At 68.3% G+C, this 23,337-nt stretch carries 19 protein-coding genes; 9 read left to right on the forward strand and 10 right to left on the reverse strand.

Going from position 1 to position 23,337, the window contains the following annotated elements; genetic code table 11:
• Positions 1 to 235: 235 nt before the first annotated feature.
• From LRH25_RS03760 to LRH25_RS03785, 6 genes are all read right to left on the reverse strand, one after another.
• Positions 236 to 1,042 carry a hypothetical protein gene (locus LRH25_RS03760; protein WP_231010196.1) on the reverse strand — a complete coding sequence of 269 codons (807 nt, stop codon included), beginning with the start codon at positions 1,040 to 1,042 and terminating at the stop codon, positions 236 to 238.
• A gap of 76 nt (positions 1,043 to 1,118) precedes the next feature.
• Positions 1,119 to 2,663, reverse strand: coding sequence for a malonate--CoA ligase (locus LRH25_RS03765; protein WP_141291701.1), 1,545 nt, complete (start codon positions 2,661 to 2,663; stop codon positions 1,119 to 1,121).
• Positions 2,660 to 3,481, reverse strand: coding sequence for an enoyl-CoA hydratase/isomerase family protein (locus LRH25_RS03770; protein ID WP_231010197.1), 822 nt, complete (start codon positions 3,479 to 3,481; stop codon positions 2,660 to 2,662). The genes LRH25_RS03765 and LRH25_RS03770 overlap by 4 nt, the downstream gene beginning before the upstream one ends.
• A 13-nt stretch (positions 3,482 to 3,494) precedes the next feature.
• Complete coding sequence (locus LRH25_RS03775; protein ID WP_141290781.1) at positions 3,495 to 4,421, reverse strand: Bug family tripartite tricarboxylate transporter substrate binding protein; 927 nt, start codon at positions 4,419 to 4,421, stop codon at positions 3,495 to 3,497.
• A 104-nt stretch (positions 4,422 to 4,525) separates the two neighbouring features.
• Positions 4,526 to 5,845: a malonyl-CoA decarboxylase gene (locus tag LRH25_RS03780; protein WP_141290777.1), complete on the reverse strand. Its 1,320-nt coding sequence runs from the start codon at positions 5,843 to 5,845 to the stop codon at positions 4,526 to 4,528.
• Positions 5,838 to 6,548, reverse strand: coding sequence for a GntR family transcriptional regulator (locus LRH25_RS03785; RefSeq protein ID WP_231010198.1), 711 nt, complete (start codon positions 6,546 to 6,548; stop codon positions 5,838 to 5,840). Before LRH25_RS03785 ends, LRH25_RS03780 begins: the two co-directional genes overlap by 8 nt.
• A 144-nt stretch (positions 6,549 to 6,692) precedes the next feature.
• Here LRH25_RS03785 and LRH25_RS03790 point away from each other — a divergent pair, with 144 nt between their 5' ends.
• From LRH25_RS03790 to LRH25_RS03830, 9 genes are all read left to right on the forward strand, one after another.
• Positions 6,693 to 8,192 (forward strand): sigma-54 interaction domain-containing protein, encoded by a 1,500-nt coding sequence (locus LRH25_RS03790; RefSeq protein ID WP_141286362.1) that lies wholly within the window; start codon positions 6,693 to 6,695, stop codon positions 8,190 to 8,192.
• 205 nt (positions 8,193 to 8,397) lie between these two features.
• Positions 8,398 to 9,588: a substrate-binding domain-containing protein gene (locus LRH25_RS03795; protein ID WP_141286364.1), complete on the forward strand. Its 1,191-nt coding sequence runs from the start codon at positions 8,398 to 8,400 to the stop codon at positions 9,586 to 9,588.
• Between the two features lie 68 nt (positions 9,589 to 9,656).
• Positions 9,657 to 11,180: an extracellular catalytic domain type 2 short-chain-length polyhydroxyalkanoate depolymerase gene (locus LRH25_RS03800; protein WP_141286366.1), complete on the forward strand. Its 1,524-nt coding sequence runs from the start codon at positions 9,657 to 9,659 to the stop codon at positions 11,178 to 11,180.
• Positions 11,181 to 11,192: 12 nt separating this feature from the next.
• The gene (locus LRH25_RS03805; RefSeq protein ID WP_141286368.1) at positions 11,193 to 11,951 is read left to right on the forward strand and encodes an ABC transporter ATP-binding protein; all 759 of its coding nucleotides are present in this window, start codon (positions 11,193 to 11,195) and stop codon (positions 11,949 to 11,951) included.
• Positions 11,948 to 12,682, forward strand: coding sequence for an ABC transporter ATP-binding protein (locus tag LRH25_RS03810; RefSeq protein WP_141286370.1), 735 nt, complete (start codon positions 11,948 to 11,950; stop codon positions 12,680 to 12,682). Before LRH25_RS03805 ends, LRH25_RS03810 begins: the two co-directional genes overlap by 4 nt.
• Positions 12,679 to 13,728 carry a branched-chain amino acid ABC transporter permease gene (locus LRH25_RS03815; RefSeq protein ID WP_141286372.1) on the forward strand — a complete coding sequence of 350 codons (1,050 nt, stop codon included), beginning with the start codon at positions 12,679 to 12,681 and terminating at the stop codon, positions 13,726 to 13,728. The genes LRH25_RS03810 and LRH25_RS03815 overlap by 4 nt, the downstream gene beginning before the upstream one ends.
• 5 nt (positions 13,729 to 13,733) lie before the next feature.
• Positions 13,734 to 14,819 carry a branched-chain amino acid ABC transporter permease gene (locus LRH25_RS03820; RefSeq protein WP_141286374.1) on the forward strand — a complete coding sequence of 362 codons (1,086 nt, stop codon included), beginning with the start codon at positions 13,734 to 13,736 and terminating at the stop codon, positions 14,817 to 14,819.
• Positions 14,820 to 14,838: 19 nt separating this feature from the next.
• Positions 14,839 to 16,983: a 3-hydroxybutyrate oligomer hydrolase family protein gene (locus LRH25_RS03825; protein WP_375140562.1), complete on the forward strand. Its 2,145-nt coding sequence runs from the start codon at positions 14,839 to 14,841 to the stop codon at positions 16,981 to 16,983.
• A gap of 2 nt (positions 16,984 to 16,985) precedes the next feature.
• Positions 16,986 to 17,840: an alpha/beta fold hydrolase gene (locus LRH25_RS03830; RefSeq protein ID WP_141286378.1), complete on the forward strand. Its 855-nt coding sequence runs from the start codon at positions 16,986 to 16,988 to the stop codon at positions 17,838 to 17,840.
• Between the two features lie 62 nt (positions 17,841 to 17,902).
• Here LRH25_RS03830 and LRH25_RS03835 read toward each other — a convergent pair whose 3' ends face one another.
• The 4 genes from LRH25_RS03835 to LRH25_RS03850 all read right to left on the reverse strand — a co-directional run bounded on the left by LRH25_RS03835 (position 17,903) and on the right by LRH25_RS03850 (position 23,247).
• Positions 17,903 to 20,098: a beta strand repeat-containing protein gene (locus LRH25_RS03835; protein WP_141286380.1), complete on the reverse strand. Its 2,196-nt coding sequence runs from the start codon at positions 20,096 to 20,098 to the stop codon at positions 17,903 to 17,905.
• A 162-nt stretch (positions 20,099 to 20,260) separates the two neighbouring features.
• A complete protein-coding gene (locus tag LRH25_RS03840; protein WP_141286382.1) occupies positions 20,261 to 20,977 on the reverse strand; it encodes an EF-hand domain-containing protein in 717 nt (238 codons plus the stop codon).
• 176 nt (positions 20,978 to 21,153) lie between these two features.
• Positions 21,154 to 21,972, reverse strand: coding sequence for a winged helix-turn-helix domain-containing protein (locus tag LRH25_RS03845; RefSeq protein ID WP_231010199.1), 819 nt, complete (start codon positions 21,970 to 21,972; stop codon positions 21,154 to 21,156).
• Between the two features lie 153 nt (positions 21,973 to 22,125).
• Positions 22,126 to 23,247 (reverse strand): ABC transporter substrate-binding protein, encoded by a 1,122-nt coding sequence (locus tag LRH25_RS03850; protein ID WP_141287978.1) that lies wholly within the window; start codon positions 23,245 to 23,247, stop codon positions 22,126 to 22,128.
• Between the last annotated feature and the right edge of the window lie 90 nt (positions 23,248 to 23,337).

Consider the following 23,337-nt stretch of genomic DNA (forward strand, 5'->3'; position numbering starts at 1 on the left):
GTCGTGGCTGCCTTCGAAACTGCACACAACTTTCGGTGGTTCACCCCTGCGCACCGAGAGGTCCGCGCTGGCGAGGTGGTGTTGTGCGTGGCGGACTGTAGTGAGGTCGGCCTTCAGCGCCTATCTGCCAGAGTTGACAGGTCGGGTGATGTCGGGCTTTGGGCCGTTTTTGCGTTTTTGCGTTGTTGCCGAAGGGGCGGCGCTTGAGCGCGGTTGATGGACGCGCGAGCAAGGCTCAGTTGCGGTCCACCGGATTGTTGGCGCAGGCTGACGGTGGTTCAGGCAGGAAATCCCAGCCGTAGGGGCCGTCGCGCAGTTGCAGCGTGCCTTGTGCTGCGCCGGTGCAGTTCGGGCCGCTGCGTTGCCAATCCAGGCGCAGCGCGGCGCTGTCGGCGCGCCAGCTGCGGAAATAGAGGTGCGTGCTCGCGGCAGGCTCGTAGCGGAAAACCTGCGACCAGCGGGGGCCGGCCTTCTGCAGCAGCGTGACGCTGCCGGGCGCATGGCCGCCTTCCGGGCTGTCGACGACAACGATCAGGCGGCCGTTGGGCGCCACCCAGGGCCAGTCGGCCAGCAGCAGACCGGCGGGGTTGCCGGCGCTGAACAGCCGCAGCCGGGGTGCACGGGTGTCGTCCCCGGCGGCGACCTGGGCCACCAGCCAGGCGTCGGCATGTTCCAGCGGGCCCAGCAGGCGGTAGCGCAGGCCGCCGGCCGAGACGGCGGGGCTGCTCGCGGCACGCGGGGCGGCGGGCTGGTCGATCAGCACCAGCGCCGGCTCCCCAGGGCCGAACAGTTGCAATGTCAGCGTGTCGTCTTCGCGTTTGGCGCGCTGTTCGCCGGCCAGGGCCAGCGCGGCGGGTTCACGCGCGTCGGCGCAGCTCAGTGGCGGCTGGTGGGCGACGCAGTCTGACCAGCTGGAGGCCGCGGGCGGTGCGGCGGGTGTGTCCGCCGCAGGGATGACGGGGACGGCGGGGCCGGCGGCCAGCGCGGCGCCAGTGGTGCCCCAGCATGCCAGCAAGGCAAGGTCCCAACGGGTCATCCGCATCGTCGGTGGATCTCCTGTTCGGGCCATTCTGCATGGGCAGCGGCCCCAGGGGAAGCCGGAGCATCCCGTGCGTGGTTCAGCCTGCCACGAACAAGCCCTTGTGCTGTTCGCGCAGCAGGTTCTTCTGCACCTTGCCCATGGTGTTGCGCGGCAGCTCGGTCACGACGAAGACCTTCTTGGGCACCTTGAATGCCGCGATCTGGCCCTTCATCGCCGCGATCAGTGCCGCTGCGTCTGGTGCTTCGCCGGGCCGGGCCACGACCACGGCCACCACCGCCTCGCCGAAGTCCGGGTGCGGCACGCCGATCACCGCGCTCTCGGCCACGCCGGGCAGATCATTCAGGTAACCCTCGATCTCGGCCGGGTAGACGTTGTAGCCGCCGCTGATCACCAGGTCCTTGCTGCGGCCGACGATGTTGACATAGCCGGCAGCGTCCACCTTGCCGACATCGCCGGTCTTGAACCAGCCGTCGGCGGTGAACTCCTCGGCGGTTTTCTCCGGCATGCGCCAGTAGCCCTTGAAGACGTTGGGCCCCTTGACCTGGATGCCGCCGATCTCGCCAGCCGGCATGGGCTGGCCCGCATCGTCCAGCACGCGCAGGCCCACGCCGGGCAGCGGGAAGCCGACCGTGCCGCCGCGGCGCTCGCCGTCTTCGGCGCGGTAGGGGTTGGAGGTCAGCATCACGGTCTCGCTCATGCCGTAGCGCTCCAGAATGGTGTGGCCGGTGCGTTGCTGCCAGAGCTGGAAGGTCTCGATCAGCAAGGGCGCCGAGCCGCTGATGAACAGGCGCATGTGGCGACAGGCTTCCTTGTTGAGGCCGGCCTCGCCCAGCAGCCGCACATACAGCGTGGGCACGCCCATGAAGACGGTGGCCTCGGGCAGCTTGGCCAGCACGGCCTTGGGGTCGAACTTGTTCAGCCAGATCATCTTGCTGCCGTTCAGCAGCGCACCGTGGATGGCGACGAACAGGCCGTGCACGTGGAAGATGGGCAGCGCGTGGATCAGCACGTCGCCAGCCTGCCAACCCCAGTAGGCCTTCAGCGTCTGCGCGTTGGACAGCAGGTTACGCTGCGTCAGCATCGCGCCCTTGCTGCGGCCGGTCGTGCCGCTGGTGTAGAGGATGGCGGTCAGGTCGTCCTCGGCGGGCTGGGCTGGCGTGTGGCTGTCCAGGTGGAAGCTGGCGCGGTCCAGCAGCGTGCCGCTGCGGTTGTCGCCCAGTGTGTAGACATGGCTGCTGCCGCACTGGAAGGCCAGGCGGCTGACCCAGGTGAAGTTCTGCGGCGAGCAGACGACAACCGCCGGCTCGGCATTGCCCAGGAAGTATTCGATCTCGCCGGCTTGGTAGGCGGTGTTCAGCGGCAGGAAGACGTGGCCGGCGCGCAGCACGCCGAGGTAGAGCATCAGCGCCTCCACGCTTTTTTCGACCTGCACCGCCACGCGGCTGGCTGGCGGCAGGTCCAGAGAATCGAGCAGGTTGGCGATGCGCGCGCTGGCATGGTCCAGGTCGCGCCAGGTGTAGTGCAGTGGCGCGCCGGGGCCGTCCACGGTTTCGATGGCAATGCCGTCCAGGTCGGCGGGGAAGCCGGCGCGCAGCGCGGCAAAGAGGGTGTGCTGGCTCATGATGAGGATTCGCTGGAAGGTGGGGGTTCTTGGGCCGGAGCGTCGAAGCGCGCCGGTCGTTTTTCGTTGAATGCGGCCAGGCCCTCGCGGTGCTCGGCCGAGGGCGCGTAGGCGTAGTGCGGCTCGCGCTCCGCGCGCTGGCTGGGCGGGCCGCTGGCAAAGCGGCGCAGCGCCTGCTTGTTGAGCTTCATGGCCTGCGGCGAGAGGCGGGCGATCTGCCTGGCGCAGCGCAGCGCCTCGTCTGCCACCAGGGCGTCCGGCAGCACGCGGGTCACCAGGCCGCGCTCGCGGGCCTCCTGGGCGTTGAGCACGCGGGCTTCGAGCAGCAGCTCGCGCAGCACCGTCTCGCCGATCACGCGGGCGACGATCTCGATCTCGCGGGGCGCCATCGGAAAGCCCAGCTTGGCGATGGGCACGCCGAAGCGGCTGGCCTCGCCGCACAGGCGCAGGTCGCAGCAGGCGGCGATCTCCAGCCCGCCGCCCACGCAGGCGCCCTCGATCTGCGCGACCATCGGCAGGTCGCACCACCACATGGCCTCCAGCGCCGGTGCCACCAGCTCTTCGTGGAAGTGGGCCAGCGTGTCGGCCTGGAAGCGGAAGGCCGGGAACTCCTCGATGTCGCCGCCCGCCACGAAGGCGCCGCCCGCACCCTGCAGCAGCAGCACGCGCACCTGGGGCTGCGTGGCCAGCGCGTCGAATCCGGTGCGCAGCTCGCGCCACATCTGCGCGTTCAGCGCGTTGAGCTTGCCCGGGTGGTCGAACACCACGCGGGCCACGCCCTGTGCGTCGGCAGGCAGGAAGTGGACTTGGCCGGTCATGCAGAGAAGCGCATCAATCGAGCTTTGCGCCAGAAGCCTTGACGACCTCGCCCCAGCGCTTGGTTTCGGACGCGGCGAACTTGCCGAAGTCGTCGCCCCAGAGGTTGGGCATGTTGGCGCCCAGGCCGTTCCAGATGCCTTTCAGCTCGTCGCTGGCAAAGGCCTTCTTCAACTCGGCCTGCATCGCGGCGACGATTTCCTTGGGCGTTCCCTTGGGCGCCCACAGGCCGTACCAGGTGGCGACCTGGTAGCTCGGCACGCCGGCTTCGATGGAGGTGGGCACGTCCGGGAAACCCGGCGCGCGCTTGTCTGAGGCGACGGCCAGCGCCTTGATGCGGCCGCTCTTGATGTGGGTAGCCGAAGAGGCCAGGCCGTCGAACATCAGGTCGACCTGGCCGGCCATCAAGTCCTGCAGCGCCGGGCCGGCGCCGCGGTACGGGATGTGGGTGATGAAGGTCTTGGTCTGCAGCTTGAACAGCTCGCCGGCCAGGTGGTGCGAGGTGCCGTTGCCGGCAGAGCCGTAGTTCAGCTTGCCCGGGTTCTTGCGCACATAGTCGAGCAGCCCGGCCAGGTCCTTGACCGGCACCTTCTGCGGGTTCACGACGATGACCTGCGGCACGCTGGAGATCAGGCCGACCGGCACGAAGTCGGTGTCCAGCTTGTAGTCCAGCTTCGGGTACATGGCCGGGGCGATGGCGTGGTGCACCGCGCCCATGAAGAAGGTGTAGCCGTCCGCCGCAGCATGGGCGGCAATGCTTGCGCCCACGGTGCCGCCGGCGCCGCCCTTGTTGTCGATCAGGAACTGCTTGCCGGTGTTGTGCGAGAGCACGGCCGACAGCGGGCGGGCGAAGGCGTCAGTGCCGCCGCCGGCCGGGAAGGGCACGATGATGGTGACGGGCTTGGCCGGCCAGGCGTCGGCCGCCAGCGCAGTGCCGGTCATGGCGGTGAGGCTGGCGAGGGTCAGGGCCGACAGCAGGCGGCGGCGGTGGAAGCTTGGGGTCACGCTGGGTTCCTTTGGGATGACTTGTTGGAATGGGTGCGGGGTCACAGCAGCGCGGCGATGGCGCGGGAATGCACCACCTCGCCGTTCACGAAACGCGCGTGGCAGGTGTCGATGCGCGCCAGGTCGTACAGGTAGTTCACCATCATGCCGGCCGATTGCTTCAAGCCTTTGGCAGCCAGGTTGGCATTCGGGTTCAGCCGCTCCAGGCGGGCGCCGTTGTCCAGGTGGAAACGGGCCACCGGGTCGCCGCCGGGCTGCGGCGAAAAATGGTTCAGGTAGAAGGCGGCCAGCTGCAGCAGCGCCTGCTGCACTTCCGGGCGCATTGCCTCGTGCGCGGCCGGGCGGGTGAGGGCGGCGAGGTCGCCGTCGCCCGCTGCAAGCAGGAGGGTGCGCGCGGCTTCCAGTTTCGCGGCGGCCGTGGTGCGCACGCCGGGCAGCTCGGCAAACGGCCCGGCCTTGCCCAGCCAGGCCATGAAGCCGGGAATGGGCGAGAGGGTGCAGAAAGTCTTGAGCTGCGGCAGCTCGTGCTTGAGCTGCTCGACCACGCGCTTGATCAGGAAGTTCCCCAGCGACACGCCGCGCAGCCCCGGCTGGCAGTTGCTGATCGAATAGAACACGGCAACCTTCCAGTCGCCCGGCGGCAGCGGCTCGGCGCGCTTGGCGATCAGCGGCGCGATCGCGTCGGCCATCGCCGGCACCAGCGCCACTTCCACGAAGATCAACGGCTCGTTGGGCAGCTGCGGGTGGAAAAACGCGAAGCAGCGGCGGTCGGGCTGCAGGCGGCGGCGCAGGTCGTCCCAGCCGTCGATTTCGTGCACCGCCTCGTGGCGGATCAGCTGCTCCAGCAACTGCGCTGGCGACTGCCAGCTGACTTCGCGCATCTCCAGGAAGCCGGGGTTGAACCAGCTGCCCAGCAGGTGCAGCAGGTCGGCTTCCACCGCCTTCAGCGCCGGCCGCTTGGGCAGCCGCTCCAGCAGCGCATGGCGCAGCGCGATCAAGGCCGCGGTGCCGCCAGGCGCACGGTTGATGCGACGGAACAGCTCCTGGCGCGGCGGCTCGACCAGCTCGCTGAGTCGGATCAGCGCTTCGGCATCGGGCTTTGCCGCGTAGGCTTGGGCGCCTTCGAGCACCGCCGCCGGGTTGGGGCTGAAGTCGGCCAGCAGCAGTTCGAAGAAGTCGTCCAGCCTGCGCACCGGGCCGTCGTCTCTCAAGATCGCCAGCTGTTCGATGACGCGCCTGGCGATCACCGGGCTGCTGGCTTCGCCGCGCAGCGAGAGCAGGTCATGGCAGTCCTGGCGCAGCTGGCGCACCGCGCGTTCGTGGCTGCGCGCCTGGGCTTTCTGAAGCAGTCCGTCAAGCATTCGGGTGGGCCTTGGCGTAGGTCTCTTGGGCTTCCTGGTCCCGAAGCGCCTTCAGCGCGACGAGCTGGGCCATCAGGTGGTCGTGCATCGCGCGTTCGGCGCGTTCGGCGTCGCTGGCCAGCAGCGCGGCCAGCAGCTCGCGGTGCTCGCCAATCGAGGCCTGCATGCGGCCCGGCATCAGCAGCTGGCGGCCGCGCATCAGGCGCACGAAGCGGCGCAGGTCGCCGGTGCAGCGGGCCAGCCAGCGGTTGCCGGCCAGGCGTTGCACCAGGCTGTGGAATTCGTGGTTGGCACGGTAGTAGCCATCGCGGTCGCCGGCCTCGGCGTGGCGCTCCAGCTCCTCGTGCCAGTGGCGCAGCTCGGCGCGGCTGGCGTCGTTCATCTGGCGCGTGGCCTCGCCGGCGCAGCGGCCTTCCAGCATGGCCATCACCGGGAACAGCTGCTCGGCGTCGTGGTCGTCCAGCTCGACGACGCGGCAGCCGCGCTGCGGCACCAGCTCGACCAGCCCCTCGGCCGCCAGCACCTTCAGCGCCTCGCGCAGAGGGGTGCGGCTGATCTGCCATTCGGTGGCCAGCGCCTTCTCGTCGATCCACTGGCCCGGCAGCAATTCCTGCTCGAACATCATCATGCGCAGCCGCGTGGCCACGCCGTCGTGCAGGGAAGCGCCGCGCAGCGAGGGGGCGACGGGAGGGGCAAGGGCCATGGGCTGCATCGTAATTTTGTAATTACGGCGACGGACCTGGGGTCAACCCGCAGCCGCCCACAGGCTGTTTCAAGCGGACAAACCTGGCCCGGACAAACCCGAGCCCCGCCCGCGCCAGCAGTCCGTGCTCCGTAAACTGGCCCGATGCCTGTTCCCGCTGCCGCCATGGCCCTGCCGCAAGATGCCGATGAAGTGCTGAAGCTGGCCGCGCGCAGCATGTTCGACGTTTTCGCGAACACGGCGCAAGGCATGCTGGTGGTGGACAAGCACCACCGCATCGTCTGGATCAGCGAAGGCTACAAGCGTTTCCTGCCGGCGCTGGGTTTCAGCGACGAGCACGACTTCGTCGGCCAGCCGGTGGAGCAGGTGGTGCCCAACACGCTGATGGCCGAGGTCATCGACAGCGGCCAGCCGATGCTGGTGGACCTGCTGACCAACAAGGCCGGCACCTTCCTGGTCAGCCGATTGCCGCTGCGCAATGATGCAGGCGAGGTCATTGGCGCACTGGGCATGGTGCTGCTGGACCACCCCGGCGCCGGCCTGCAGCCGCTGATGGCCAAGTTCGTGCGCCTGCAGCGCGAGCTGGACGACGCGCGCCGCGAGCTGGCGGTGCACCGCCGCACCCGCTACACGATTGCCAGCTTCATCGGCAACAGCCCGGCCGCCATCGAAGTGAAGCGCCAGGCCCGCCGCGCAGCGGGCACGTCCAGCACCGTGCTGCTGCTGGGCGAGACCGGCACCGGCAAGGAGCTGCTGGCCCAGGCCATCCATGCCGACAGCGCGCGCGCCGCGCGGCCGTTCGTGGGGGTGAACATTGCCGCGGTGCCGGACACCTTGCTCGAAGCTGAGTTCTTCGGCGTGGCAGCTGGCGCCTACACCGGCGCCGAGCGCAAGGGCCGCGAAGGCAAGTTCAAGCTGGCCGACGGCGGCACGCTGTTCCTGGACGAGATTGGCGACATGCCGCTGGCGCTGCAGGCCAAGCTGCTGCGCGTGCTGCAGGAACAGGAAGTGGAGCCGCTGGGCAGCAACAAGGTCGAGAAGCTGGACCTGCGGGTGATTGCCGCGACCAGCCGCGACCTGGCGGTGATGGTCACCGAAGGCAGCTTCCGGGCGGACCTTTACTACCGCCTCAACGTGCTGCCGATCCGCCTGCCCGCGCTGCGCGAGCGCATGCCGGACCTGGACGCCTTGTCCGACCACCTGCTGGCCGACATTGCCCGCCGCAACAGCCAGCCGCACAAAAGCCTCAGCGCCGACGCGATGGACCTGCTGGCCGCGCAACGCTGGCCCGGCAACATCCGCGAACTGGGTAACGCGCTGGAACGCGCCTGCCTGATGACCGACGACCTGCGCCTCGCCGCCCGGCATTTCGGCGACCTGCTGCCCGTGCCGATGGACATGCCGACGCGGGCCCGCATGCCGCTGCGAGACGAGCCTTCCGAGGCTTTGCTGCAGGGCGCCCGGCCGCTGGGCGAAGCCTTGATGCAAAGCCTGTTGAAGCCGCTGCCGGTCGCAGTGGCCGAACTGGAAGCGAGTTCGATCCGCGCTGCACTCAGCGCCACCAAGGGCAACAAGCTGGCCGCTGCGCGTCTGCTGGGCATTGCCCGGGCCACGCTGTACGAGAAGCTGGGCCAGCTGGGTTGAAACCCTGTCTGGTGGCCATGCACATGCGGCGATGGGTGTCTGGAAAACAGACGCTGTCTGCCGGACGGACAACCCTGAAGCTTTCGCACGACACCGCCGGCGGCCGCTGACGCCACGTGCCTTCGGTGTTTTCCCGGCCCTGCCCGCTTGCGGCACGGGCTTTGCGGTGTTGCAGGCACACAAGAACACGCAGGAGACACACGGCATGCCGCTCAAGGCTTTTTGCAAGCAGGTTCTCGCCGCTGCGGCCGCACTGGTCACCTTGGCCGCCGCTGCCGCGGACGGCGAGATCCGCATCGCCCATGTCTACAGCCGCACCGGCCCGCTGGAGGCCTACGGCAAGCAGACGGCGATCGGCCTGCAGATGGGGCTGGACTACGCGACCGGTGGCACGATGACCGTGGCCGGCAAGAAGCTGGTCCTGATCGAGAAAGATGACCAGGGCAAGCCGGACCTGGGCAAGAGCCTGCTGGCTGCCGCCTATGGCGACGACAAGGCCGACGTCGCCATCGGCCCCACGTCTTCCGGCGTGGCGCTGGCGATGCTGCCGGTCGCCGAGGAGTACAAGAAGATCCTGCTGGTGGAGCCGGCGGTGGCCGACAGCATCACCGGCGACAAGTGGAACAAGTACATCTTCCGCACCGGCCGCAACAGCAGCCAGGACGCGATCTCCAACGCGGTGGCGCTGGACAAGCCCGGCACCGTGATCGCCACGCTGGCGCAGGACTATGCGTTTGGCCGTGACGGCGTGAAGGCCTTCAAGGAAGCGATCAAGAAGGCCAAGGTCGTGCACGAGGAATACCTGCCGACCAGCACCACCGACTTCACCGCCGGCGCCCAGCGCCTGATCGACAAGCTCAAGGACCTGCCGGGCCGCAAGCTGATCTGGATCGTCTGGGCCGGCGCCGGCAACCCGTTCAAGATCGCCGACCTGGACCTGAAGCGCTACGGCATCGAGATCGCCACCGGCGGCAACATCCTGCCCGCGATGGCCGCCTACAAGAACTTCCCCGGCATGGAAGGCGCCACCTACTACTACTTCGGCATTCCGAAGAACCCCGTCAACGAGTGGCTGGTGGCCAACCACTACAAGCAGTACAAGGCGCCGCCGGACTTCTTCACCGCCGGCGGCATGACGGCCGGCATCGCCATCGTCGAGGCGCTGAAGAAGACCGGCGGTGATGCTTCGGCCAACAAGCTGATTGCCACCATGGAAGGCCTGCGCTTCGAGTCGCCCAAAGGCCCGATGACCTTCCGCAAGCAGGACCACCAGGCCCTGCAAAGCATGTATCACTTCAAGATCAAGGTGGACCCGGCCTTCCCTTGGGGCGTGCCTGAGCTGGTGCGCGAGATCAAGGCCGAAGAAATGGACGTGCCGGTGCGCAACACGCGCTGAGCCGCCTGGGCGCGGCGCAGGCCTCCCGCTTGCCGCTGCGAAGTTCCGAGACCAACGGAGACAAAGCCATGAGATTTTCTGCCCGCAGCGCGGGTGCCGTCGCGGCGTTCGCCGCGATCACACTCGCCAGCCTTTCCACCGTTCCAGCCCAGGCCGCCGTCGCGCTGCCCGCGCTGAACGTCGACACCAGCCAGACGACGGTTTCCGGCCTTTCGTCCGGTGGCTTCATGGCCAACCAGCTGGGCTACGCTTATTCAGGCACCTTCAAGGGCGTGGGCGTTTTCGCCGGCGGGCCTTACATGTGCGCCGGCCACAGCAACTACACGGCCTGCATGTACAACGCCAGCATCAGCGCCAGCATGCTGAGCACCATGCAGGCCGACCTGAACAACTGGAGCGGTTCGCTGAACGATGCGCTGGCCAATGTCGCCAGCCAGAAGATATTCCTGTTCGTCGGCACCAGTGACTACACCGTCGGCCCGAACCCGATGAACGCCGTCAACACCCAGTACGGCAACAACGGCGTGCCGGCCGGCAACCTCAGCTACGTGCAGCGCGCCAGCACCGCGCACGTCTTCCCGACCGACTTCGCCGGCACGGGAGACAACGCCTGCAACAGCAGCAGCTCGCCCTACATCGCCAACTGCGGTTACGACGGCGCCAAGGCCGCACTCACGCAGTTCTACGGCACCTTGGCGGCCCGCAACGATTCGCCGGCAGCCGCCAACTACATCGAGTTCGACCAGACCGCCTACAGCAACGGCAACCCGGGCATGGCCGCGACCGGCTGGCTCTACGTGCCGGCCGATTGCGCCGCCGGCACCCAGTGCAAGCTGCACGTGGCGCTGCACGGCTGCCAACAGAACTACGCGACCATCGGCGACAAGTTCCTGAAGAACACCGGCTACACCCGCTGGGCCGACACCAACCACATCATCGTGCTGTTCCCGCAGACCAAGGTCGACAGCACGAGCCACAGCACGTCCGCCAGCGGCTCGCTGGGCAACCCCAACGGCTGCTGGGACTGGATCGGCTGGTACGGCAGCGACTTCGCACGCAAGTCCGGTACGCAGATGGCCGCGCTCAAGGCCATGGTCGACCACGTGGCGTCCGGCTCGGGCAGCGGTGGTGGCGGCGGCGGCGGTGCGTTGCCCGCGCCGACCGGCGTGGCCACGTCCAATGCCACCAACACCAGCATGAGCATTGCCTGGGGGGCCGTGACCGGGGCGGCTGGCTACCGGGTCTTCCGCGGCGGCGCGCTGGTCAGCGGCAGCGGCCTGGTCACCGGCACCAGCTACAGCGACACCGGGCTGACGGCCGCCACCACCTACAGCTGGACCGTGGCTGCGGTCGATGCAAGCAATGTGCAGGGCGCCATGTCCAGCCCCGCCAGCGGCACCACCACCGGCGCCGCGGCCACCTGCACCACCGCGAGCAACTACGCGCACGTCTCGGCTGGTCGCGCCCACCAGAGTGGTGGCTACGCGCTGGCGAATGGTTCCAATCAGAACATGGGGTTGTGGAATGTCTTCGTCACGACCACGCTGAAGAACACGGCCCCGAACTACTATGTGATCGGCACCTGCCCATGAGCAAGAAAGCCCATGCTTGAGACACGCCACTTGAGCATCCGCTTCGGCGGCCACGTCGCGGTCAACCGTGTGTCCTGCGTCTTCACGCCGGGCACGCTGACCGCGATCGTTGGCCCCAATGGCGCGGGCAAGACGACCTACTTCAACCTGATCTCGGGCCAGCTGCCGGCCAGCGAAGGCCAGGTGCTGCTGGACGGCATGGACATCACACGCCTCGGCGCGCCGCAGCGCACGCGGCGCGGCCTGGGCCGGGCCTTCCAGCTGACGCAGCTGTTCGCGCAGCTCTCGGTGCAGGAAAACGTGCGGCTGGCGGTGCAGGCGCGGCATGGGGGCGGGCTGAACTGCTGGCGCGTGTGGCTGGACCGCCAGGACTGGCTGGAGGAAACCCGCGAGATCCTGGCCGAGACGCAGCTCTGGCCGCAGCGCGACGCGCTGGCCGCCAGCCTGCCGCATGGCGACCAGCGCAAGCTGGAGGTGGCGATGCTGATGGCGCTGGACCCGCGCGTCTACCTGTTCGACGAGCCGACCGCCGGCATGAGCGCTGACGATGCGCCTGTGGTGCTGGACCTGATCCGCCGGTTGAAGACCAGGCGCGACCGCACCATCCTGTTGGTCGAGCACAAGATGGACGTGCTGCGCGAGCTGGCGGACCGCATCGTGGTGCTGCACCAGGGCGCGCTGGTGGCCGATGGCGAGCCTGCCTCTGTGATGGCCTCGCCTTTGGTGCAGCAGGCCTACCTGGGCGTGGCGCCGGTGCAGGAGGCGGCATGACGAATGCGTTGTCGCTGGAAGGCGTTCACACTCACGTCGGCCCGTACCACATCTTGCATGGTGTGGACCTCCATGTGCCCGCCGGCCAGGTCACGATGCTGCTGGGCCGCAATGGCGCCGGCAAGACGAGCACGTTGCGCACGGTGATGGGTTTGTGGCCCGCCTCGGCTGGCGTGCTGCGCTTCAAAGGGCAGGCGATCACCGCGATGACCACGCCAGAGATTGCGCGCCTCGGCATCGCCTACGTGCCCGAGACCATGGGCATCTTCAGCGAGCTGACGGTGCGCGACCACCTTGTGCTGGGCGCTCGCGCCGCGCGGCGCGCCGAGGACCTGGACCGCACGCGGCTGGACTGGCTGTTCGGCCTGTTCCCGGCGCTGCACAAGTTCTGGCTGCATCCGGCGGGCAAGCTCAGCGGCGGCCAGAAGCAGATGCTGGCGATTGCCCGCGCGCTGATAGCACCGTGCGAACTGCTGCTGGTCGACGAGCCCAGCAAGGGCCTGGCGCCGGCGATGGTGATGAAGTTGATCGAGGCCTTTACCGAACTCAAGCGCCAGCGCTGCACCGTGCTGATGGTGGAGCAGAACCTGGCGATGGCCAAGGCGCTGGGCGACCGCGTGGCGGTGATGGACAACGGCCGCATCGTGCACACCGGCGCGATGGCGGAACTCGCGGACGACGAGGTACTGCAGCAGCGCTTGCTGGGGCTGTCGTTGGGAGTGGCGGCATGACCGATTCGCCTTTGCCCACCGGCAGCTTGCCGACGCAGCCGGGCGAAGTGGCCTTGCCCGGCGCGCGATTCGACGCGAAGCCGCTGTGGCTGCTGGCCGCGCTGGCGCTGCTGGCCTTCCCGTTGATCGGCAATGGCGCGAGCTGGCTGACGCTGACCGCGGCCGGCCTGGCGATGGGCTTGATCGTCTTCATCATGGCCTCGGGGCTGACGCTGGTCTTTGGCCTGATGGACGTGCTGAACTTTGGCCACGGCGTGTTCATTGCCGCGGGCGCTTTTGTCGGCACCAGCGTGCTGGCTGGCATGGCCGGCTGGGTGGGCAGTGCCTCGGCGCTGCAGAACCTGGGCGCGGTGGCGCTGGCGATGCTGGCCGCGATGGCGGTGGCCGCGGCGCTGGGCGCGGCTTTTGAGCGCGTGATCGTGCGGCCGGTCTACGGCCAGCACCTGAAGCAGATCCTGATCACCATGGGCGGCATGACGGTGGGCGAGGAGCTGATCAAGCTGATCTGGGGCCCGCAGCAACTGCCGATGCCCATGCCCGAAGCGCTGCGCGGCGCGGTGCTGGTTCCCTGGTTCGGCGGCGAGGCGGCTGCGGTCGAGAAGTACCGGCTGTTTGCGGTGGTGCTGGGCCTGGCGGTGTTCGCCGGCCTGCTGTGGCTGCTGAACCGCACCAAGCTCGGCCTCTTGGTGCGCGCCGGCGTGCAGGACCGCGAGATGGTCGAGGCGCTGGGCTACCGGGTGAGGCGGCTGTTCGTGGGCGTGTTTGTCGCCGGCTCGGCGCTGGCCGGGCTGGGCGGCGTGCTGTGGGGGCTGTACCAGCAAAGCGTGGTGCCGCAGATCGGCGCGCAGCTGAACACGCTGCTGTTCATCGTCATCATCATGGGCGGGCTGGGCTCCACGCTGGGCTGCTTCGTCGGCGCGCTGGCGGTGGGGCTGATGGCCAACTACACCGGCTTCCTGGCGCCCAAGCTGGCGCTGTTCTCCAACATCGGCCTGATGGTGGCGGTGCTGCTGTGGCGGCCGCAAGGCCTGTATCCGGTGCGGTGAACACGATGCTGAACCGCCTGCTTTCGCACGACCTGCCGCGCAGCCGCTGGCTGGCTGCGGCGTTGCTGCTCATTGCCGCGGCGCTGCTGCTGGCGCCCTTCCTGTTCCATGGCGCGAAGGCGCTGAACGTGGCGGCCAAGGTGCTGGTCTTCATCCTGCTGGTGGCGAGCTACGACCTGCTGCTGGGCTATGCCGGCATCGTCAGCTTCGCGCACACGATGTTTTTCGGCATCGGGGCGTATGGCGTGGCCATTGCCTGTGCGCGTGCCGGCAGCGGCGTGGGCTGGGGCCATGTGGCGCTGGGCCTGGGCGGCGCGCTGCTGCTGTCGCTGCTGCTCAGCCTCGTCATCGGCCTGTTCTCGCTGCGCGTGAAAGCCATCTTCTTCGCGATGATCACGCTGGCCGTGGCCTCGGCCTTCCAGACGCTGGCCTCGCAGCTCTCGGAGCTGACCGGTGGCGAGGACGGCCTGAGCTACAAGGTGCCGGCGCTGCTGTCGCCGTCGTTCGAGCCGTTAGCCGAGCCGGTCTTCGGGCTGATGATCGACGGCAAGGTCATCGCGTACTACGGCCTGTTCATCGTCGTGGCGCTGGGCTTCCTGGCGCTGCTGCGGGTCGTGAACTCGCCGTTCGGCCGCGTGCTGCAGGCGATCCGTGAAAACGATTTCCGGGCCGAAGCCATCGGCTACCGCGTGGTGGTCTGGCGCACGCTGGCCAACGTGCTGGCCGCGGCAGTGGCGACGGTCGCCGGTGGGCTGCTGGCGCTGTGGCTGCGCTACACCGGCCCGGACACCACGCTGAGCTTCGAGGTGATGCTGGACATCCTGCTGATTGTCGTGATCGGCGGCATGGGCACGCTCTACGGCGCGGTGCTGGGCGCTGCGCTGTTCGTGCTGGCGCAGAACTATCTGCAGGACCTGTTGGCGCTGGGTGCGCGGGCGCTCGAAGGCGTGCCAGTGCTCTCGGCCCTGGTCTCGCCAGACCGCTGGCTGTTCTGGCTGGGCCTGGGTTTTGTGCTGTGCGTGTACCACTTCCCGAGTGGCGTGGTGGGCCGGTTGCGGGCAAAGCCCGGCCGGCCTGCGACGTCTGAATGAAACGTCGATCAAGGAGACCATGATGAAGACTCGCTCGAATCTGTTCCCTGTGTTGTCGGTGCTGGGCGCCGCGTTGGCCTCGGCCCTGGCCTCACCCGCCTGGGCCGCGGCGGTCAACCAACCGCCCACCGCGCTGCGCGGCCCCATCGTCGAGAAGGCGTACGACGGCAGCAGCGACGACCTGCTGACCGGTGGCCTGGGCAAGACCGGGCTGATGGGTGCCACGCCCGTCTTCGTCAACCCGGCCGCGCCCACCCCGGCCGAATTGCGCCGCAATGCGATCTACACCAACTACCGTGCGCTGGTGGACTACACCGCGCTGGGCGGCATGGGCGTGTTCTACGGACCGAACATCGACGTGAACGGCAACGACACGCTTGGCGAAGGCAAGATCGCCGGCCGCGAATCCATTGCCTGGGCCGACGACGGCAGCGGCCAGCAGAACGTCGCGATGATGGTGCAGGTGCCCGACAGTTTCGACACCAGCAAGCCCTGCATCGTCAGCGCCACTTCGTCCGGCTCGCGCGGCATCTATGGCGCCATTGCCACCGCTGGCGAGTGGGGCCTGAAGCACGGCTGCGCGGTGGCCTACACCGACAAGGGCGGCGGCAACGGCCTGTTCGACCCGATGACCGGCACCGTCATCGCGCGCGACGGCACGCTGACGACGGCCACTGCTGCCGGCATCGAATCGCCCTTCACGCCGGCGCTCACGCCAGAGCAACTGGCCGCCTTCAATACCGCGCTGCCCAACCGCGTGGCCTACAAGCACGCGCACTCGCAGCAGAACCCCGAGAAGGACTGGGGCAAGCACACGCTGGATGCGATCCGCTTCGCCTTCTACGTGCTGAACGAACGCTACGGCCCGGTGGACCCGAACAACCCGAACCAGCACCTGGTGGCCTTCAAGCCCAAGAACACGCTGGTGATTGCCTCCAGCGTGTCCAACGGCGCGGGCGCTGCCTTGGCCGCGGCCGAGCAGGACACCGAGAAACTGATCGACGGCGTGGCCGTCAGCGAGCCCAACGCGCAGCCCAACGGCGTCAAGGGCCTGACGATCCGCCAGGGCAGCCAGACCGTGCCGCTGATCGGCAAGCCGCTGGCCGAGTACTTCACCTTCGCAGACGTCTACCAACCCTGCGCGCTGCTGGCGCCGGGGCTGTCCCTGAATGCCGCTTTCTGGCCGACAACGTACACCGATGCTGCGACGCAGCGCTGCGCAGCCCTCGCCGCGCGTGGCCTCGTCACCGGCGCCACCACGGCCGACCAGGCGAACGACGCGCTGGCCCAGCTGCACGCCCACGGCTACACGCCCGAGGCGGATTTCCTGCACCAGTCGCACTTCCGCTTCGCGACCAATTCGATCGCGATGACCTACGTCAACGCGGCCGGCCGCTTCAGCGTGGCCGACAGCGTCTGCGGCTTCAGCTTCGCCAACACCGACGCCGCCGGCAGCGTGGCGGCGCAGAACCCGCTGCTGCAGGCGGGGCTGTTCTCGACCGGCAACGGCGTGCCGCCCACCAGCGGCGTTAACATCGTCTACAACAGCTCGGTGGGCGGCGGCAAGCTCGACTTCATGGCCGTGTCGCCGACCAGCGGCCAGGCCGACTTCGCGCTGGACGGCGCGCTGTGCCTGCGCTCGCTGGTCACCGGCAAGGACCCAGTGACCGGCGCGCCGCTGACGGGCACGCTGGCGGCGCAGTCGCAGCGCGTGAAGGCCGGCATCAACGAGGTGCAGCGCACGGCCAAGCTGGGCAAGCTGCCGGTGATCATCGTGGCCGGCCGCAGCGATGCGCTGCTGCCGATCAACCACGCTGCGCGCGCCTACTTCGGCAAGACCCAGATGGCCGACGCCAAGGGCCCGAACGTGCGCTACATCGAGGTCACCAACGCCCAGCACTTCGACGGCTTCATCGCCTTCGGCGCGCTGATGGGCTACGACACCCGCTTCATCCCGCTGCACGTCTACTTCAACCGGGCGATGGATGCGATGTACGCCAAGCTCAGCACCGGCGCCGCGCTGCCGCCCAGCCAGGTCGTGCACACGACGCCACGCGCCAGCGGCGCCGCCGCGCTGGCCGCCAGCAACGTGCCGCCGATCAGCACAGCGCCGGATGGCGACGCGATCACCATGGATGGCGGCACGCTCGTGATCCCCGATTGAGCATGCACCCAGCCCAAACCATGCGTTCGCACTACCTCCGCTGCGCTGGCCGCGAGCTGCACTTCACCGAGTGGGGCGCAGGCAACCCGGAGGTGCTGATCGCCTGGCACGGGTTGGCCCGCACCGGGCGGGACATGGACGACATTGCTGCCCACCTGGCCGATCGCTATCGGGTCATCTGCCCGGACACCGTCGGCCGGGGTCTCAGCGAATGGAGCCCGGTGCCTGATGCTGAATACTGCCTGGACTTCTACGTGAAGCAGGCGGTCGACCTGCTCGATCAGTTCGGGCTGCAGCAGGTGCACTGGCTGGGCACGTCCATGGGCGGCGCCATCGGCTTGCGGGCGGCCGCGGGCGTGCTGAAGGGCCGCATCCGCAGCCTGGTGCTGAACGACATCGGCCCCGAGTTGGCGGGGCCCGCGGTGGCGCGCATCCGTGCCTATGCCGGCCAGCCGGCCGCATTCCGCACCGTCAGTGAACTCGAAGCCTATTTGCGGCAGGTCTACAGGCCCTATGGTGAGCTGAGCGATGCCCAATGGCGCCGCATGACCGAAACCTCGGCGCGCCGCCTGCCGGACGGGAGTGTCACGCCGCATTACGACCCGGCGATGGCGCAGCAGTTCGAGCACCACCCGGACGACTACACGCAGTGGACCGCCTGGGACCAGCTGCATCTGCCGGTGCTGTGCCTGCGCGGAGAAACCTCAGACCTGCTGACCCCCGAAGTCGCCGAGGCCATGACGCGCACCGGCCCCTGCGCCGAACTGGCCACGATTGCCAACTGCGGCCATGCCCCGGCGCTGAACGTGCCGGCGCAGTGGGCGCTGGTGGAAGACTTCCTGAGCCGCCACTGCTGAAGCCTGCGCAGGCAAAAAAAGGCCGCCTGTTGAGGCGGCCTTTTTACCGGGTGCGATCTGGCTCAGGGCGTGATCGGCAGGTTGATCGTGATGATCTTGGTGGGATCGGCCACTGAGGCGGCGTGCAGCACAAGCGTGGTCGCTGCGCTGGTGTTGAACTTGCCGTAGTAGGTGGTGGATTCCACGCTGGTGTCCATCAAGGTGATGGCCGCGTTCGCGTCCTGGGTCACGCTCATGGCGATCGAGCCGTTGAACCGCAACACCACGCCGGCGCCGCTGTTGGCCGAGGTCGTCGGCAGGGTCAGCGTGGTGCCGGACTGCACGTTGCTGGCCTTGGCCACGCCGTTCACCGATACCGTGCTCAGTGTCAGGATGGTGGGCGTGATGTTGAAGTTCAGCGTGATGACTGGCGTGGTCTCGCCTTGCGGTGTCACCGTCAGCACCGTGGTGGTCGGCGTGCGGCTGGTCAGCACCGCGCCCCACAGCGTGCTGCTGGTCGTCAGGCTGTTGGCCGTCGCCGAGCCCAGGTCCGGGCTGAAGTCCATCGGCAGTCCGGAGGCCGAGCCAATGACGACCTTCTGCCCGGAGTTGATTGCGTAGGTCTGGGTGCTGCCTGAAGGGATAGGCGAGGGTGACTGCGCCACTTCGTCGATGTTCAGGTTGACCGCAAACGGCAGCTGGTCGAGCACCACGTTGATGGTCACGACCTGGCTGCTGTCGGCGTTCGACGTGACCAGCAGTTGCACCGTGGTGGGCGCGTTGCTGGCCAGGGTCGAGACCCAGGTGGTCGAAGTCGTGTTGAGGTGATCCTGCGTGACGCCGCCCAGCGCGGCACTGAAGACTGCGTTGGTGCCGGTCTGCACGAACAGCTTCTGGTTCGACTTCATGTTGACCGTGACGGCCTGGCCTGCTGGCACGTCGGTCAGGACCGGGAGGTCGGCCACGGAAATGGTGGAGACCACCAGCGGTGTGGCGGCGACCTGCAGCGTGATGGTGGCGAAGCGGCTGCTGTCGCCCTTGGCGCTGACCGTGAGCACCACCTGGGTGGCGACACCGGAATTCAGCGTGGCCTGCCAGTTCGTGTTCGAGCGGCTGACGGCGGACTTGTAGGCGTTGCCCAGCGACTCGGCGACGCTGATGGCCGCGCCATCTGCCGAGGCGATCGTCACGGTCTGGCCAGAGCTCACCGCCAGCGTTGGGCTTTCACCCTGGTTGACGGTCGCGGTGGAAATCGTGGTGGTGCCGGAAGAGAGCGTGAGGGTCAGCACGACCGGATTCGGGTCCACCGTCACCAGCAGCGTGGCGAAGACGGTGTTGTCTGCCTGGGAGCGCACGATCAGTGTCGCGGTGGCAGCGGCTGCCCCGCTCAGCTTGGCGGACCAGGAGGTCGATGTGGTCGCGCTGTTGCTCTTGGTGATCTCGCCCAGCGTCTGCTCCACCGTCACCGGCACCGTGGTCGAGAACGACAGTGTCTGCCCGGAATGGATGCTGATGGCGCGGATTTCGCCGGCAAGAACCGAAGGAAGCGATGCGCCGTTGGCCGTGAGGTCGGTCACCGTCAATGGCGTGGGCGTCACGGTGATGTTCACTGTCGCGGTGCGGCTGGTGTCACCTTGCGGCGAGACCGTCAGCGACGCGGAGCTGCCGGATGCGCTGCTGACCAACTGTGCTTGCCAGGTGGTCGTGTTGGTGAAGATGCGGCTGGCGCGGGTGTTGGTCAGCGTCGGGCCGAAGTTGGCTTTCGTGTTGGAAGTCACCGTCACCAGCTGGCCGGAGTTGACGGTCAGCGCATAGGTACCGCCTGCGCCCACTGGCGTGGCGGTCACCGGGCTGCCGTCGACCTGCACGGTCACCGCCAATGCCGTCGGCACCACGTTCACGGTCAGCGTGCGGCTGATCTCCGGATAGTCGCTGGAACTGAGCGTCATGGTCATCGTCGTCGCGACGTCGCTCTTGACCGTGCCGATCCAACTGGTGCCGGTGCGGGTCAGCGGGCTGACGGTGGCGCCGGCGGGGGAGTTGACGACGTCCATCGTCAGGTTCGAGCTGATGCTCAGGCTCTGGCCAGACTGGAGGGTGATCGTCGTGCTGCCGCTGTTCGAGAGCGGGGAGCCGTCGATGGCAGTGCCGTCCACCGTCACGCTGAGGTTCAGCGTGGGGTCGGTGCGACCGCCGCCGCAGCCTGCCAGCAGGCCCATCAACATCAGGGCCGCGAAGGCCGCCTGGAGCACGCGGCCCCCGAACAAACGCAATAGCATGATCATCCTGCACGAGGTTGAGAAGACACCGGGCGGCGCGCCTGTGGGGCGCGCACCAGGATGCCCAGGAGCGGCCATGCTCCCAAACCCTAGTGTAGGGGGGACAGCCGGCGCTGACTGTCCCTACCTCTGCAGACGTGTTGCGCTGCCTGTTCTAGGGGGTCACGCTGAAGTGCTGACCAGGCCGGTGGTCGAGCCTGCGCTGTCGGCCGCCATGCTGGCGTAGCGCGCGGCCAGTTGCTCGATGAAGGCGTGCACGTCGATCTTCGGCTTGGCTGCGCTGCTGCTGGTCGAATCGGTGCTGCTGTCGCTGGCGCCGCTGGCCGAGGACGATTCGCCCGGCGGCGGGCCGGGTGGCGGGCCCATCGGGGGCATGCCCGTGCCGGACATGCCGGCGCCGCTTTCGCTGCCCTGCCGCTCTCGGGCCTGGTCCATTGCAGCGGTCATCTTGTCGCGGAAGGCACTCATTTCCTTGGCAGACATCGCGCCGTCGCCGTCGCTGTCGATGGCCTTGAACAAGGCCTGCGCGGCGTCGCTGGATTTGTCCAGGCCGAATTCGTCGGACGAGACGCTGCCGTCACCGTCGCTGTCCAGCGAGGCCATCGGGTCCTCGTGCCTGCCCTGGCCGCCTGGGGGCATGCCACCCATGCCGGCGAACTGGGCCGTGCTCATCATCGCCATGTCGAACTGCGAGGGCGGCGGTGGCGGGCCGTCCGGCCGGCTGGTGGTCGTGCTGCTGGTCGCGTCAGCGGTGCCGGTGTTGGTGCTGCCGCCTGCGCTGCCGGTGCTGCTGGTCGCGCTGCTGCGGGCGTTGGCCTGTGCGCGGGCGGTGAGCATCTGCCAGATGCTGTTGTTCGACGTGGCCGATGAGACGTTCATGACGAGGGGCTTTCCAGGGATGAAGAGAAGCGGGGGCGGGCGGGGTGGGCCGCCGGATCGCTGTCAAAGACGCTTCGGCGGTGTGCGCATGTTCGGGCGGGTGCGTCAGCGGCGTTTGTCGACTTGGTTGCCGGCGTGACACAAAGAAGTGAGCGCCAGCCTTCCGGGGCCCCCAGTCAGCTCTTGGCCTTGTGGGGCTCGTCCAGCGCGGCAAACAGGTAGCCCACGCCGCGCACGGTGCGGATGATCTGCGGCGAACGCGGGTCGTCGTCCAGCTTGTGGCGCAGCCGCGAAACCAGCAGGTCGATGCTGCGGTCCAGCTGTTCCACGCCTTCGCCGCGCGCCAGGTCCAGCAGTTGCTGCCGGTCCAGCGTGCAGTGCGGGTGGGCGATGAAGGTCTTGAGCAGGCGGAATTCGGCCTGCGACAGCGGCACCCGCAAGCCGGTGGGCGCTTCCAAGCTGCGGGTGGCCGGGTCCAGCCGCCACTGACCAAAGCGCAGCGCCGAGGTGGCCTTGGCGGCCGCCGCGGTGGTCGCCGCGGCCGGTGGCGGCCCGCCCACGTCGTCCCGCGAGCGGCGCAGCAGCGCACCGACGCGGGCCCGCAGCTCACCGGGGTGGAAGGGCTTGTCCAGCACCGCGTCGGCGCCGAGTTCCAGCGCCACGGCGCGGTCGGCCGCGTGGCTGGCGGCCTGCAGCACCAGCACCGGCATGTGGCTGCCCAGCTCGCGCAGGTTGCGCAGCTGTTGCCAAGCATCGGGCCGGTGGCCGCTGCGCGACGGGCTGGGGTCCATCACCAGCAGCTCGAAGCCTCGCCGGCCGGCGTGCTCGATGAGCTGGGTGTCGTCGGTGGCCTGCACCTGGTGGCCGTGCGGCTCCAGGCACATGCTCAGCCATTGGCGGCTGTCGGCGTCGGGGTCCACCACCAGCACGCGGGCAGCAGGGTGGGGGCGCCGGTCGGCGGGTGGCAGGGCAGTCGGGGTGGGGTGGTCGGACATGGCATTCAGGCAAAGCAATCCATGCCTGAGAGCCTACGGACATCCCCTTGATCGCAGCCGGGGATCAGTCCGGTGGACAGCCCCCTATTCACCTGCGCTTAACCTTGCAGCAACACAGCGAGGCCGGTCGTGACAAAAGCCCGCTGGCCGTGCTCAACGATGAAAGTGGCCGTCCTCGCCGACGATGGAGAGGTCCGAATAGTCCAGGCCGCTGTGGTCGGTGCTGGAGAAGCTCACTTCCAGGCCGCCGAGGTCGTAGCGCTTGAAGCTTTCGAGCGAGGACCTGATGCGCTCGCGGGTGATGTTTGGCCCGGCGCGACGCAGGGCTTCGACCAGCACCTTGGCACCGGCAAAGCCTTCCAGCATCGCCGGCGTCAGCTCCACGCCCTTGCCCTGCGCGGCCACCAGGCCCATGGCTTCCTTGACCATGCCGTTGTTCATCGAGCGCTCGTACGGGAAGACCTGGGTGATGATGGTGCCGCGGGCGTTGTCGCCCAGGGTCTTGATGAAGCCTTGCGAGGCATTGTTCGACAGCGTGACCAGTTGCGCTTTCGAGCCTGCGGCGCGCAGTTTGCCCAGCGTGTCGGCCACCACGGTGCCGCTGCCGACCACGATCACCGCCTGCACGTCGGCTTTGACCAGCTTGGCGATCACGGGCGCCAGGTCGGGTTTCTCGCGGTCGAACTTCTCGTCCACTGCCGGTTCGCGTCCCACCGCCTTGAAGCCGGTCATCGCGCCCTTGGCGCCGTCTTCGCCAAACGAATCGTTGACGTGGACCAGGCCGATGCGCGACATGCCGATCAGGCTCAGGTGGCGCACCGCGCGCTCGGCTTCGCGCTGGTACGAGGCGCGCACGTTGAAAACCCAGGGCTGCACCGGCTGGTGCATCACCATCGAGCCGGTGGACGGCGCGATCAGCGGCACGCGGGCGGCCGTCACCAGCGGGATGATGGCCTGGTTGTGCGGCGTGCCGCGGGTCAGGAACAGCGCCAGCACGCCGTCGTCGATCAGCTTTTTGGCGTTTTCGGCGGCCAGCGGTGGCTCGAACTTGTCGTCCAGCGAGATCAGCTCGATGGTCTGGCCGTTGATGCCGCCGTTCTTGTTGACGCTGTCGAGGTAGAGCTTGGCGCCCTCGGTCGTCTCTTTGACGCCAGCCGCCACCGGGCCGGTGAAGCCGGCCGTCTGGCCGATCTTGATCTGGGCCCAGGCGGGGCACAGGGCGAGGCATGCCAGGGTCGCAACAACCCATCCGCGGCAGTGACGGTTCAATTTCATGTGATTCCCAACGACAACGACAAGAAAAAAGGTGGCTGGTCTGGCAGCTCTTCCGCGCTGCAGTGCCGGTTGACCGGCCCGCAGCAAGCG

The organism is Ideonella azotifigens (assembly GCF_021043325.1).
In the GTDB taxonomy this organism is placed as follows: domain Bacteria; phylum Pseudomonadota; class Gammaproteobacteria; order Burkholderiales; family Burkholderiaceae_C; genus Ideonella; species Ideonella azotifigens.

Coding starts and splice junctions, on each gene's coding strand:
- LRH25_RS03760 (WP_231010196.1), bottom strand. CDS start 1,042: ATGCGGATGACCCGTTGGGACCTTGCCTTGCTGGCATGCTGGGGCACC.
- LRH25_RS03765 (WP_141291701.1), bottom strand. CDS start 2,663: ATGAGCCAGCACACCCTCTTTGCCGCGCTGCGCGCCGGCTTCCCCGCC.
- LRH25_RS03770 (WP_231010197.1), bottom strand. CDS start 3,481: ATGACCGGCCAAGTCCACTTCCTGCCTGCCGACGCACAGGGCGTGGCC.
- LRH25_RS03775 (WP_141290781.1), bottom strand. CDS start 4,421: ATGACCGGCACTGCGCTGGCGGCCGACGCCTGGCCGGCCAAGCCCGTC.
- LRH25_RS03780 (WP_141290777.1), bottom strand. CDS start 5,845: ATGCTTGACGGACTGCTTCAGAAAGCCCAGGCGCGCAGCCACGAACGC.
- LRH25_RS03785 (WP_231010198.1), bottom strand. CDS start 6,548: ATGGCCCTTGCCCCTCCCGTCGCCCCCTCGCTGCGCGGCGCTTCCCTG.
- LRH25_RS03790 (WP_141286362.1), top strand. CDS start 6,693: ATGCCTGTTCCCGCTGCCGCCATGGCCCTGCCGCAAGATGCCGATGAA.
- LRH25_RS03795 (WP_141286364.1), top strand. CDS start 8,398: ATGCCGCTCAAGGCTTTTTGCAAGCAGGTTCTCGCCGCTGCGGCCGCA.
- LRH25_RS03800 (WP_141286366.1), top strand. CDS start 9,657: ATGAGATTTTCTGCCCGCAGCGCGGGTGCCGTCGCGGCGTTCGCCGCG.
- LRH25_RS03805 (WP_141286368.1), top strand. CDS start 11,193: ATGCTTGAGACACGCCACTTGAGCATCCGCTTCGGCGGCCACGTCGCG.
- LRH25_RS03810 (WP_141286370.1), top strand. CDS start 11,948: ATGACGAATGCGTTGTCGCTGGAAGGCGTTCACACTCACGTCGGCCCG.
- LRH25_RS03815 (WP_141286372.1), top strand. CDS start 12,679: ATGACCGATTCGCCTTTGCCCACCGGCAGCTTGCCGACGCAGCCGGGC.
- LRH25_RS03820 (WP_141286374.1), top strand. CDS start 13,734: ATGCTGAACCGCCTGCTTTCGCACGACCTGCCGCGCAGCCGCTGGCTG.
- LRH25_RS03825 (WP_375140562.1), top strand. CDS start 14,839: ATGATGAAGACTCGCTCGAATCTGTTCCCTGTGTTGTCGGTGCTGGGC.
- LRH25_RS03830 (WP_141286378.1), top strand. CDS start 16,986: ATGCACCCAGCCCAAACCATGCGTTCGCACTACCTCCGCTGCGCTGGC.
- LRH25_RS03835 (WP_141286380.1), bottom strand. CDS start 20,098: ATGCTATTGCGTTTGTTCGGGGGCCGCGTGCTCCAGGCGGCCTTCGCG.
- LRH25_RS03840 (WP_141286382.1), bottom strand. CDS start 20,977: ATGAACGTCTCATCGGCCACGTCGAACAACAGCATCTGGCAGATGCTC.
- LRH25_RS03845 (WP_231010199.1), bottom strand. CDS start 21,972: ATGTCCGACCACCCCACCCCGACTGCCCTGCCACCCGCCGACCGGCGC.
- LRH25_RS03850 (WP_141287978.1), bottom strand. CDS start 23,247: ATGAAATTGAACCGTCACTGCCGCGGATGGGTTGTTGCGACCCTGGCA.